Source organism: Cytobacillus citreus (assembly GCF_018343665.1).
In the GTDB taxonomy this organism is placed as follows: Bacteria; Bacillota; Bacilli; order Bacillales; family Cytobacillaceae; genus Cytobacillus; species Cytobacillus citreus.
In genome coordinates this window covers 727,363-740,725 of sequence record NZ_JAGYPM010000004.1, presented here as the reverse complement: position 1 = coordinate 740,725, position 13,363 = coordinate 727,363, and the positions used below count along the sequence as shown (strand labels likewise).

Annotated in this window: 11 protein-coding genes; 2 read left to right on the top strand and 9 right to left on the bottom strand. The window is 35.1% G+C overall.

Annotated features, from left to right (window positions below; translation table 11 throughout):
- Positions 1 to 14 precede the first annotated feature (14 nt).
- The 8 genes from KHA94_RS20055 to KHA94_RS20020 form a co-directional block, all read right to left on the bottom strand.
- A complete protein-coding gene (locus tag KHA94_RS20055; protein ID WP_213103855.1) occupies positions 15 to 1,115 on the bottom strand; it encodes an ABC transporter ATP-binding protein in 1,101 nt (366 codons plus the stop codon).
- 11 nt (positions 1,116 to 1,126) lie between these two features.
- The gene (locus KHA94_RS20050; protein WP_213103854.1) at positions 1,127 to 2,023 is read right to left on the bottom strand and encodes a carbohydrate ABC transporter permease; all 897 of its coding nucleotides are present in this window, start codon (positions 2,021 to 2,023) and stop codon (positions 1,127 to 1,129) included.
- A gap of 11 nt (positions 2,024 to 2,034) precedes the next feature.
- Positions 2,035 to 2,958 carry a carbohydrate ABC transporter permease gene (locus KHA94_RS20045; protein ID WP_213103853.1) on the bottom strand — a complete coding sequence of 308 codons (924 nt, stop codon included), beginning with the start codon at positions 2,956 to 2,958 and terminating at the stop codon, positions 2,035 to 2,037.
- A 79-nt stretch (positions 2,959 to 3,037) separates the two neighbouring features.
- Positions 3,038 to 4,411: an ABC transporter substrate-binding protein gene (locus KHA94_RS20040; protein WP_213103852.1), complete on the bottom strand. Its 1,374-nt coding sequence runs from the start codon at positions 4,409 to 4,411 to the stop codon at positions 3,038 to 3,040.
- A 103-nt stretch (positions 4,412 to 4,514) separates the two neighbouring features.
- Positions 4,515 to 6,125 (bottom strand): beta-N-acetylhexosaminidase, encoded by a 1,611-nt coding sequence (nagZ, locus tag KHA94_RS20035; RefSeq protein WP_213103851.1) that lies wholly within the window; start codon positions 6,123 to 6,125, stop codon positions 4,515 to 4,517.
- A gap of 87 nt (positions 6,126 to 6,212) precedes the next feature.
- Positions 6,213 to 7,250 (bottom strand): serine hydrolase domain-containing protein, encoded by a 1,038-nt coding sequence (locus KHA94_RS20030; protein ID WP_213103850.1) that lies wholly within the window; start codon positions 7,248 to 7,250, stop codon positions 6,213 to 6,215.
- A complete protein-coding gene (gene murQ, locus KHA94_RS20025) occupies positions 7,240 to 8,169 on the bottom strand; it encodes an N-acetylmuramic acid 6-phosphate etherase (protein WP_213103849.1) in 930 nt (309 codons plus the stop codon). Before murQ ends, KHA94_RS20030 begins: the two co-directional genes overlap by 11 nt.
- A gap of 39 nt (positions 8,170 to 8,208) precedes the next feature.
- Entirely contained in the window at positions 8,209 to 9,177 is a 969-nt protein-coding gene (locus KHA94_RS20020; protein WP_213103848.1) for a GNAT family N-acetyltransferase, read from the bottom strand.
- 426 nt (positions 9,178 to 9,603) lie between these two features.
- Between KHA94_RS20020 and KHA94_RS20015 the strand changes: the two genes are divergently transcribed.
- Positions 9,604 to 10,500, top strand: a complete 897-nt coding sequence (locus KHA94_RS20015) for a PucR family transcriptional regulator (protein WP_213103847.1) — start codon at positions 9,604 to 9,606, stop codon at positions 10,498 to 10,500.
- An 88-nt stretch (positions 10,501 to 10,588) separates the two neighbouring features.
- Here the strand turns inward: KHA94_RS20015 and KHA94_RS20010 are convergent, their stop codons facing one another.
- Entirely contained in the window at positions 10,589 to 11,821 is a 1,233-nt protein-coding gene (locus KHA94_RS20010) for an ATP-binding protein (protein WP_213103846.1), read from the bottom strand.
- Positions 11,822 to 12,263: 442 nt separating this feature from the next.
- On the opposite strand from KHA94_RS20010, the gene KHA94_RS20005 reads away from it, so the two are divergent.
- Positions 12,264 to 13,361: an ABC transporter ATP-binding protein gene (locus KHA94_RS20005; RefSeq protein ID WP_213103845.1), complete on the top strand. Its 1,098-nt coding sequence runs from the start codon at positions 12,264 to 12,266 to the stop codon at positions 13,359 to 13,361.
- Positions 13,362 to 13,363 lie beyond the last annotated feature (2 nt).

Here is a 13,363-nt window from a genome sequence, read left to right as displayed (position 1 = left end):
GATTTTTTGAATCTTTATATGCGCTCTTGTGTGTTCGGATCAAATAAATGCATTTTTTCCATATTTATATACAATTTTACTTTAGAAAGGCTCTTCAGCTTTGCATCCGCACCGACTCTTCCTGTTACCTGATCTTCACCAATATTAAAGTAAAATAACAATTCAGCTCCAAGATGCTCCACTACCTTTAATGTAGGCTCAATAACATTATGATTTGGTTGATGATTTAATAGGTTTAAAGAAATAATATCCTCAGGCCTTATGCCTAAAACAACCTCTTCCTTCTGATAAGCTTTATATTTATCTAATAATCCTACTGGTACTGTAAGTGTATAGTCAGCTGTCATTAACTGATTTCCATCTAATCTTGCTTTAATAAAATTCATTGGAGGAGAGCCGATAAAGCCCGCCACAAACATATTATTAGGATTTTCGTAAAGCTCTTCAGGAGAAGCAATTTGTTGGATTTCTCCTCCATTCATAACAACAATTCTTTGTCCCAATGTCATGGCTTCTACTTGATCATGGGTTACATAAATAACTGTTGCTCCAAGTCTTTTATGCAACTCAGAAAGCTCTACTCGCATTTGCACCCTTAACTTAGCATCTAAGTTACTTAATGGTTCATCAAATAAGAAAACACTCGGATTTCGAACGATCGCTCTTCCGACCGCAATACGCTGCTTTTGTCCGCCGCTTAATTCACGTGGTTTACGATCAAGCAGGTTTTCAATACTTAAAATAGCAGCAGCCTCTTTTATTTTCGCCTCAATTTCGGCTTTTGGCGTTTTTAAGTTTTTCAGTCCAAATGCCAAGTTTTCTTTAATTGTCATATGAGGATACAGGGCATAGTCCTGAAAAACCATCGCAATATCCCTGTCTTTTGGATGCACTTTATTAACCAAGCGATTTCCAATAAAAATATCACCGCTGGACTGCCTTTCAAGCCCTGCTATCATACGTAATGAGGTCGTCTTTCCACAGCCAGATGGGCCAACAAATACTAAAAACTCTTTATCTTTAACGACAAAATTTGCATTATTTACAGCACGCACTTTTCCTTTTTTCTCATCTTCAAATTCTTTAATAACATTGACAAACTTAACTTCTGCCACAGAAATTCCTCCTAACCTTTAACCGCACCGATTGTAATACCACGTAAGAAGTACTTTTGTAATGCAAGGAATACGATAATCATTGGAACCGCACTGCATACTGCCCCGGCCATCATGGCTCCGTAATCTTGCAAGTTTTCAAATCTAAAGCTTGTTAAACCAACCTGGAGTGTCCTCATACTATTTGTATTAGTAATCAAAAATGGCCAGAAAAAGTTATTCCAATGACCTACAAACGTAAATATCCCTAGAACAGCCAGGCCTGGCTTGGCCATCGGAAGTATAATCTTCCGAAATATTCCGAATTCACTGCAAGCATCAATACGACCTGCATCAATTAATGAGCTTGGAAGGGAACTCATGAATTGCTTCATTAGGAATATACTTCCTACGCTGACCATTCCTGGAACGATCAATCCAAAATATGTATTTTCTAATTGCAAAGTATTTACCACTAGAATATACAGAGGGATAAGGGTGACTTGTCCAGGTATCATCATAGAGGATAGTAAAACCCAAAAGATTGTATTTCTGCCTGGGAATTTCAGCTTCGAAAATGCATAACCTGCTAATGAAGCGAAAAATACATTTATGATCGTACTAATGGATGCAACAATTGTACTATTTAAAAACCATCTCGCCATTCCACCAACTTCAAAGATTCTTTTATAAGCATCTAAAGTAGGTTTCTTTGGGAGCAGCTCAGGTGGAACGGCAGTGATAGCCGAAGAATCCTTAAAAGAAGAGCTTAACATCCATAATAGAGGTACAAACGTGAAAACAGCCCAAAGAACTAAAAAGATGTAGATAATGGTAAGTCCAATCTTTTTATATGTTTTTCTTCTAAAGTCTTTCTTTTCATCAAGTAATATTTGATATTGAGGATCGGTTACAGATTTAAGCTCCATATCATTTCCTCCTAGTATTCTACGTCACTAGACATATATTTAAATTGTAATACTGAGATAATTATAATGACAAAGCCCAATATAAAAGCCTCTGCAGATGCTAATCCAAATTGATAATACTGAAAAGCATGCTGATATATTAAGTATGCAATTGTTGTCGTTGCAAAGTTAGGACCACCTTGAGTCATAACATATGTAGCTTCAAAAACTTGGAAGGAACCAATAACTCCTGTAATTAACATATAGAGAGTCGTTGGCTTTAACAGGGGCCATGTAATATTCTTTAATTTTGACCACCAGCTTGCAGCATCAATATCAGCTGCTTCATAGAGTGATTTCGGTATACCACCCATTGCTGCTAAATACAAAATAACACCACTGCCGTGCCCGCCAATGTAAGTCATCAACATTATAGAAAATAGGGCCGAGTCTGAGCTGGCTAACCACATTTGTTGATCAAAACCAAACCATCCTAAAACAATATTCATTAATCCTGATTCTGTAGGATCAAACATCCATAACCAAATTAATGACATTGTAATTCCCGAAGTTACAGCAGGAAGATAAAAGGATGCCTTAAAAAATGTTTGAGAACGTTTATTTATAGGAAATATCATTAATGCTAAGAAAAAGGTGATAAGAATATTTACTGGAACAGTACCAACTGTATAAATCACCGTATTTTTCATTGATTTCCAAAAAATTTCATTTTCTAATAAATACTTATAGTTTTCGAATCCGATAAATTTTGACTCAAGAATGCCGTATTCTTGGAAACTCATGATAAAGGCCGTAATAAGTGGATACACTGTAAAAACAAGAAAAAGGAGAAAAGGAAGAGCAATAAATGCATAGCACCAACCATAATCCTTCATAAATTGTTTAAAGTTTACCCATGACCATTTTTTAGAAGTTTCACTTACTGTTGCGGCCATAGACTCATCTCCTTTTCGCCAAATCTTTATGTAATGAAAGCATATCCGCGTATATGTGCGCGGATATGCTTATAAAGTATTATTTCAATACACTTTCAGCTACCTGTGTCCATTGTTCAACCGTTTCTTCAGGCGATAATTCTCCTGCCAAGAATCCTTGGAATTTCGGTCTAATGCCATCATTTAAGATTTGATCTTGCTTTTGTGCAAGTTCTGGATCTAATTTTGCACCTGGAACAACATAATCTAAGGTTCTCTTAATAAACTGACCATTATCTGTATTTAATTGAAGTAAATCCTTATACATCTCTTGACCAGATTTTCGTGCTGGTGGAATAAATAGCGTTGCTGCAGTAATGCTCGATTTTGTACCTGTGATATGTTTTAATACTTTTGCTGCATTTTCGGTATGTTTGTCACCTTTATATTTCTTTTGTTTGAATAACCACATACCGCCACCACCACCGGTAGCAACTTCTTTTACGCCTTCATTATGAGGGAATGGCAATAGAGCAAAATCAATCTTTTCACCTTCTATTTTCCCAGCATCAATCTCTTTATTTCTATTATCGTTAAAACGTACTTGATATGGACCAGTTCGACCAAAGATACCTGTTTCTCCAGCAGTAAACATATCGATTACTTTTTGTTCATCTAGACCAGCTGTTTCTTTTGGCATAACACCATTGTCCATCATTTTTTTCACAAAGCTTAATGTTTCTACTGCTTCTTCGCCATCCCATTTGAATTCCCCATCTTCTGTCACAGATTTAGGGACACCATTATTTCTCATTAGATGAGTAAATGTCTCTTCGTTTTTACCTTGTGTAGCAAATCCGTATATCTTTTTGCCATCTTTTGTCGTCATTTTAGATATTTTCTCTGAAATTTCGTAAAATTCCTGCCATGTCCATCCATCTTTTTGGATTTTCGCTACATCAGCTCCAGCAGCTTCCAGCAGCGCTTTATTTCCTCCCCATGTATGGATAGAAATCCACTGTGAAATAGCCCAAAGCTTCCCATCAATCGAGAAATTATCAATAGCAAATTGCTCTAAATCTTTACGATCCTCAGCATCAATATAATCATCTAGTGGAACTGCCAACCCAGTTTTTATATATTTCGGTTTCATAGTAGAGAAAAAGATATCAGGAGGATTACCTGAGTTTAACGCGATATCAAACTTTTTGTCTCCTTCTTCCCAAGACAAGATTTCATACTCCACTTTAATATCTTTATTTTCTTTTTCAACTTCGGCTATTAATTCTTGTAAATGCTGCTCATAACTTTTTTGGTTAATTTCTGCATTTTCTCTATAGTGAGGATATGTCCAAATAGTAATGACATCTTTTCCATTTTTCTTATCCTTCGAATCCCCACTTGATTCTTTACTGCAGGCAGTTGCTGAAACAATTAGCAACATTGATAAAAAAATAACTAAAAGTTTCTTCATTTGGTTTCCCCCAATTTCTTTAAAAAGTTTAGAATCATAACTTTCTTACAAAATACTGGACCCCCTTCACCTCCTTAATCAAGAATTAACATTTAATGACTACCTAAATTTGTGAAATATTTTGTGGAATTGAAACAGGCAGCCTTCCTTCAACGGTTTCTCTTCCATAGATTGCACTGGCAGCCATTTTTAGAGCTGGAGTTGTAAATTCATATGTGCAAATATAACCAGGAACATTTGGCAAATAGGCTAAATCATATGGACTCCTTGTTGCTACAACTATGACTCTATTATTTGCTTCATATATTTTTTCTACCAATTTCGTCTGGCTGCTGCCTGCTTGTGCAGACAAGGTCGCTACAATGACTGTATCAAAAGCTTTTGCTTGCTGAGAAACCACTTCCATTTCCTCTTTTGTAGGAGGATTTGATAACTGAACTACGATAGCTGACTGATGAATTTCTTTAATACACTCACCTAACGAAAAAGTAGAATACCTCTTATCTTCCACTGCCATAGTAGAAGTGTTTTCTGGATAGACGAGCAGTACCCTATGATTTACATCTCCTTCTATTGGTAAAATACTCTCCTCATTCTTAACAATCGTTACTCCTTGGCGATAAATCTCCGTCGCCATTTCATGATGCTCTTTGCAGCCTACTAATTCTGGCACTTTTATATACTTATCAAGCTGTAAATCATTCCAATCCAGGTATTTTTCTTTTAACTTTTCTACACGATTGTGTGCTGAATTAATTTGTTCAAGCGGTATCTCACCTGTTTCCACTGCTCGAATAACTGCTTCTAAAGAATTGATTTGCGGTTCATAGGAATGAGAAACCATAATTAAATCTGCTCCAGCTTTTATTGCTTCTACTGCGCCTTTCGGGGTACCAATTGTTTCTGAAATAGCATTCATTTCCATGCAATCTGTCGTTACAACCCCATCAAAATGAAGGTCATCTCTTAGTAAACCCGTAATCACCTTATCGGATAAGGTAGCCGGAACACCTTTACGGCTTTCAATGGCTGGAAAATAGACATGTGCTGTCATGACGGCATCAGCACCATTACTAATACAATCCTTAAATGGTTTTAATTCAACATTTTGCAGCCGTTCCAAATCATGGTCAATAATTGGAAGATCTAAGTGCGAATCAATATTCGTATCACCATGTCCTGGAAAATGCTTTAATGTCGTCATAACACCTGATCTTTGCATCCCTTTCATAAGTTCTTGTCCAAATTCAGAGACATTTTCAGGTGTTTCGCCAAATGATCGAACACCAATGACTGGATTTTTAGGATTATTATTTACATCTAACACAGGAGAAAGATTCCAATTGATACCTAGCGCTTTTAACTCCTTACCTGTTGCATTTCCGATTTTATATGCATTTTCAGGATTATTCGTCGCCCCTAATAGCATTGCACCAGGAAAAACGGTTGTCCCATCCCCTAATCTGCGAACTGCTCCATTTTCTTGGTCTGTACATATCAACAATGGATGTTTATGTCCTGCTTCCTTCGCTTCTTTTTGTAATTCAATTGTTAGCTTTAGTACTTCTTCTGGTGTCCCAATATTTCTGCCAAATAAAATAATGGAGCCAAGATGATAGTCTCTTATTAACGTTTTTATTTCTTGAGTTACTTCTTTACCATAAAAACCAAAAACCATTAGCTGTCCTACTTTTTTCTTAATGGCTGTATCCATCAGATTGATTCCCCCATATTATTATTTTCCTTCACATCCAAATGCCTGAAATATCTATTCCTTTATTAAAAATGATAATTTTGTCATTTAAAGAGAGGATCGAATAATATTATGTAATCTAGGTCTTAAGCGTAAGATTGCATTCTTATTTTCCACATGAACTCGATTCGTCAATAAAATGACATTTAGCTTAATATCTGGATCAAACCATATGCTTGTCCCTGTATAACCTGTGTGGCCATAAGAGTTATTGGAAAATAAATCACCACAGGACGAACCCTGCTTTCCTTTTAGCATCCATCCTAAACCTCTATGCTCCCTATCAAAGAATGTAAAATTTACTTTTGATAAAACTAAGGCTGGACTTGAAATAATTTGTTTGCCATTAAATACACCTTCATTTTCGATCATTGATGAAAAATTCCCTAAATCATTTATGGTGGAAAATAATCCTGCGTGCCCGCTTATTCCCCCCATACTTTCAGCGTTTTCATCATGAACAATGCCTTGCTTATATCCTTGTAAAGCTTCACTGTACTCTGTTGCAGCATATCGAGATTGGCTATGTTTTAGATTGAAGCCTGTTTCCTTCATGTTTAAAGGATTAAATAATTCCCTTTCTACAAATTCTTCAAAATTTTCATTTACAACAATTTCTATAATTTTATAGAGTAATATGAGGCCAAGATCACTGTATAACACTCTTTCTCCTGCTCCAGAAACCAATGCTTCCTTGCAGATTCTATCTACTATTTCGTCTTTATGTAATCTTTCCTTGTAATACTGTCGATGTGCTGGAAGTCCTGATGTGTGGGCTAATAGATGTTTTAAAGTAATTTCTTTTGTGTGAAATGTTGAAAGGAAATACGCGATGGGGTCCTCAAGCCTAATTTCACCTGCATCAATTAGCTTTAATAAGACTGGTAAAGTTGCAACAACTTTTGTTAGGGAAGCAAGATCAAATATCGTATCTTTGCTCATTGGACTTTTTTCTGGATATAGAATACGGTTCCCAACTGCCTCTTGAAAAATAATATCATCACTGTAAGAGATATGAAGAACGGCGCCAGGTATATGTTCTAAATCAATTTCTTGCTGCAGGAATTGCAAAAGTTTATTTTTCACAAATGATCTTTCCCTCCTTTGCTTTTTCAATTGCCTTATGTACAAAACCATCGGTTAAATCGAGCAATTCATTTGCTTCTTCTAAAGATACATTAGCTAAAAGCATTACAATAGCTGGCTTAACTTTATGATCCGTATTCATTAATATTTCTGCTGCTTCTTCATAGGATACATTTGTAATGTTTTTCACTATGTTTCTAGCTCTTTCTACTAGCTTGTTATTACTTGCATGTAAATCAACCATTAAATTGCCATATACTTTTCCAAGCTTGATCATTGTCGCAGTTGTTAACATATTTAAGACCATTTTTTGTGCAGTCGCTGATTTTAATCTAGTAGAGCCTGTCAGTATTTCCGGACCAACTACAACTTCTATAGCTAAATCAGCATATTGACTTATTTCTGCATTTTCATTACAGGACAAAGCGATTGTTTTTGCTCCTAAATGACTAGCGTATTCTAAAGCACCCATTACATAGGGAGTCCGGCCACTAGCCGCAATTCCAACAACAACATCTAGTTTAGTTAACTGCTTCTCCATTAAATCTTGGGCACCAGCTTCCCTTCCATCCTCTGCTCCTTCTACTGCGGTAAAGACAGCATCTCTTCCTCCTGCAATAATACCTTGAACCATTTCATGAGGTGTACAAAATGTCGGTGGGCATTCTGATGCATCTAGTATTCCAATCCTTCCACTCGTTCCTGCACCGATATAAATTAATCTTCCGTCATTAGATAGGGATGAATATATTAACTCAATAGCCAATGAAATTTGAGGAAGCACTTTTTTTACTGAAATAGCAACAGTTTGATCCTCATTGTTCATGAGCTCAACAATTTCCATTGTAGAAAGTTGATCAATTTCCTTTGATCGATTATTCGATTGTTCTGTCATTAATGTTGAAAGATCTACTTTCATTTCCACACGCCCCTCTAAACTTTTACATGCATTATATTATTAAGAGTAATCCACTAAGTTTTTACTAAACTTTGTATAACTTTTCCATTTTTTATAACCTAATTTTCCATAAAACTCTACTAATCCAGTCCAATCAATAACAATCTGATTGACTCCATGGGATCTTAATGCTGCTATTCCTGCCTCTACTATTGCAATACCATAGCCTTTTTTTCTCTCTTCTGAATCCACTCCAAGTGGCCCGATACCGCCTAATTCACCATTCAATAAAGGCGACCAGTATACATTCTGGGCAATAAAGGGTGATTTTGAATCATTTACTCGGCAAAATCCTATTATTCTATTATTCTTTTTTAAGACAACGAATTCTCGGCCTGTTCCACCTTTTTTAAAATAATGTATGGCCTCATACTCCCATCTTCCTGGAAAACAGCGATTCAGGAATGATAAAAGTTCATCTTTTTCTTCTTCCTTTAGCATAGAAAATTCAACTTCATCTAAATCAGGTATTTGCGCATCTATTTTTTGCTCGTAATAAGCAATTAAATCGTGGTCGTATCCGTCGTTTATGTATCCCTTTTTTTCAAACCATGGATTAATATTTTTAAATTCAGCTGGAACGCCAGGAAAATAGTGCCAAGGATCTCTTCCAATGAAAACTTTCTTTACTCCTTCTTTAGCTAAAGCTGATTCTGCTTTTTCCAATAAAACAGTACCAATTCCTTTATTCCTCCAGTTTGAATCAACCAGTAGAGCTTGAATCCAACCATTCTCTTTATTCATTTGAATATTGAGGTTATCCTCATTCCACTTCTTCGCAACAATAAATCCAATTATTTCATTGTCATCATTAATAGCTATTGCAGAACCAGAAAAACAAATATTTAAATCCTTAAAGCTATTTTGTTTAAATAATTCTTTTCTCATCGGATATTGCTCTCTGAGTTCCTTATTCCAAAAATCCACTAATTCTTCTAATCGTTCTTCGTTCCACTCAATTAATTGCAACTTTACCCCTCCAATCTTGCTCATTCATAATTCAAAATAAAATGCTAAAGAAAATGATGTTTTTCTGTAATTTTATTTCAAAAAGTTCAAAAAAATTAGCAAGAGCCCTTGAACTGATGCATGATAACGTTTTTAATCTATATCACTGAATTTTCATAAAATTAATAATCTTACCACTAATGATAATAAATTATTAATTTTTTTTCAACATTTTAAATAAATTATTAAAATTTTATTTCATTTTGGTAAATTAGTCCTCTTTCTCATCATGTACAACATTCGAAAGATACAGCTCACACCACTCTTCTATTCTTTATGAACCCCTTCGTTGTGTTCTTTATAAGTAACATTTTTATCAATTTCAAAGTTTTGTAGTAAGATAAAAGAAATATAGGGAAGATAGAACTTCCATTGGAGAGATCGTAGATGTTAGATAAGTTACATAGCTATTATAAAAATTCCTTACTATTGTCAGAGAAGCCAAACTCTAGCTTCTATTCCCATTACCATTGGTTTAAAGAGGAAAATAGCACTAGTTGGTTAGGGATTCCATTAGAATCCATACATAATCAAGAACTTGAACTATTAAAAACACTTTTTCAGTATGAATACAATACGAAAAGCACTAACACGATAGAAAAAAAGTGGCATGACTTCCTTTTTTCAAGCGGAATGATTCCAGAAGCTGATTTTGAATCGTATTATCGTTTTATACAATTCCAATTATATGGATCGGAATGGGAACAAAATGATATAGAAGAAGCTATGTATGGCTTTTTCCACGACAATTCTATCGTAATTTGGAAAGATCGAGCGAGTGGAGTAATAATAGAGCAAAATCCTGACCAATCAATCAATGTGGAGTTACTACGATCCCTTTCTCAAACACTTGAAAGTGATTTTTTTCTTAAAGCTTTTTTTTACTGTGGAAAGGTACAAGCATTATCAATAGAATCACCAATCCTTTTTAAAGAGGAAAAGCATTTCTTTGAAAACGCTATACAGCTTATGCCCTCAGATCGAGTATATACTTTTGAAAAGTGCTTCCCATATTTGCTATCAGCTCAGCTGCCAAAAAATATGCAGGAATGGATGAGTTCGCAATTGCTCCAGATCATTGCGGATGAACCTGAATTACTGACGGCAGTTAAACGATTTTTGGAAAACAACTCTAATGCCACATTAACCGCAAAACAGCTATATGTTCACCGTAATACATTACAGTATAGATTAGATAAATTTATGCAAAAAACGGGGATAAACTTAAAAGATTTTAATAGTTCGATAACGGTTTATCTCGCTTGTCTTCTAAATAGTCAGTGAATTCTGATTCGGGAAGCATCGCCTAAAAACAACTTAACAAAGCAAAAAGCAGTGAGTCCCGTGTAGCATACGAGGCTCTCTGCTTTTTTTATTGAGAAATTGGCAAAATAATATCAATTTTTGTCCCTTTATACAATTCGCTCTCTACATTTATGAAGCCTTGATGATCTTCAATAATCTTTTTTGTCACGATAAGGCCAAGGCCTGTTCCATCTTCTTTTGTCGTATAAAAGGGTCTAAAAAGATTATCTAAATCAGACTGATCAATTCCACATCCTTGGTCAATAAAGCTTATTGAAATCTGATTATTAGGATAAACAGTGGAAAGGATTCTTATAATACCGCCATCCTGCATAGATTCAATCCCATTTTTTATTAGATTAATAAATACTTGTTTTAGCTGATTCTCATCACACTCTATTAATGGCAAATCCTCTTCCATTTCTAGAGATAACTTCATTTTCTTCTTTAAAGCAAGCAGTTGTGTAATGGAAAGAACATAAGTGAGAATATCCTTGACATTATGCTTTTCAAAATGAGTAGATCTTGGCTTTCCAAGTATGAGAAGATCATTGACGATTGAATTAATGCGAACAATTTCTTGCTCCATAATTAAGTAATAGTGTTGGTCACCTGGATGTTTTTCACGTTGCAGTTGAGTAAAACCTTGTAACGAAGCTAACGGATTTTTTATTTCGTGACTAATTGTAGCTGCAATCTGTCCAATATAGGCAAGCTTCTCCATCTGCCTTAGGTCTTCATGCGAATTGTGCAGTGCATGAATATAAGAAGAGAAACGTCTTAATAAAATATAAGAGATCGCAGACAGAATAATAATCAAAACAATTGGGATGAGCACTACCCCCGACTTTATCATAATTCCGACTAATAAGTATCTAAGTATAGAACCTAAAGTAACTACCCAATAGAAATGCTTATTGATAAAAATGGGAGAAAATAATACAAGAATCAATTCTACCGCGTTCCCACTATTGAAGTTGCTTGGATTATCTGCGAACATTACGGCGTCGCTTATGATTGAAAATATAATATAGCTTAATAAATACATATATTTTATGGCACTTAGCTTATTTATTTTAGCCAAAAAATAAGCAATAGGGATTAGTCCAATAAAGATCAAATACCCCCAATAGCCGATTGCATTTGGATATCCTGTGGCTGTTTTAAGAATATATTTTGGAAAAAAGAAATAGTAAATGAAATCAGACAAGGCATAAGTAATGTAAAAAGAAGTAATATATACAATAAGTGCTCGTTTTTCTTCATGAACTAATAAAAAGTTAATGTTTTTCTTTCTCATTGCGGTTCCTCATAACTTATAAAATTTCATAATAATAACTATCATTATTATAATATACCTTTAGCCCCAAAAATCTGCAAATTTACACTTTTATACGAAAATTTACATTAAATTAGCTAAAAACCCCTCTCAACCTTCTTTTCATTTAGGATTTGTGACGTATACTATGTGTTAGTGCCAACATTTGCACAGGACATGGAAAGCTGAGGCATTCGGGTTAAAAAGGACATGAACCGTGGAATTTTCCGGTTTGTTGTCTTTTTAGCAAGACTTCACACAAAGTCTATTTCGAGGACATTTCTACCGTTAGTCTGTACTAAAGCATACTCAAATGTGAACAGCGCCCAAAATGATGAAAGAAAGTTTGTGCAGACAGCCCATATTCATTTTCCTTCTATTTGGTTTACAATTAATTAAATATTTCAAAAAGGGGCTGTATGAATTGGCTGAATTGAAACTCGATCATATTTACAAGGTCTACGATAATAAGGTTACAGCCGTTGAGGATTTTAACCTTGATATTCTTGATAAGGAATTTATTGTTTTTGTAGGTCCTTCTGGATGTGGTAAATCAACTACTTTACGAATGATTGCTGGTCTTGAAGAGATTTCAAAAGGCAATTTTTACATTGATGGAAAAAAGGTAAATGATGTAGCTCCAAAGGATAGAGACATTGCGATGGTATTTCAGAACTACGCCCTTTACCCTCATATGACTGTATACGACAATATGGCATTTGGTTTAAAGCTGCGTAAATTTTCTAAGGCTGAAATTGAGCGTCGTGTAAAAGAAGCAGCTAAAATTCTTGGTCTTGAAGATTATTTATCCCGAAAGCCGAAAGCTCTTTCCGGAGGTCAGCGTCAGCGTGTCGCATTAGGAAGAGCGATTGTTCGTGATGCAAAAGTATTTTTAATGGACGAACCGCTTTCTAACCTTGATGCTAAGCTTCGTGTACAAATGCGTTCAGAGATTATTAAGCTTCATCAACGGTTACAAACGACAACCATTTATGTTACACATGACCAGACGGAAGCCATGACCATGGCAACACGGATCGTAGTTATGAAGGACGGCTTGATTCAACAAGTCGGAGCTCCTAAAGAAGTTTACGACAACCCTGAAAATGTTTTTGTTGGTGGATTTATTGGTTCTCCAGCAATGAATTTTATTACAGGAAATCTTGAAGACAGCGGATTTAAAGTAGGAAATATGACACTTTCTATTTCTGAGAAAAAAATGAAGCTTCTGCGTGAAAAAGGCTATATGGGCAAAAACATTATTCTTGGTGTTCGTCCTGAAGATATTCATAATGATTCTACTTTTATTGAAGTTGCAAAGGGAGCAGCTATTAGCGCTCAAGTTGATGTTTCCGAACTCACTGGAGCAGAATTAATGATCTATTCAAGTATTGAAGGACAAAATTTTGTTGCACGTTTAGACGCTAATACCAATATTCAAAGCGGACAAAAAATTGAACTTGCCTTTAATATGGATAAAATCCATTTCTTTGATGCAGAAACAGAATTAAGAATTCGATAATA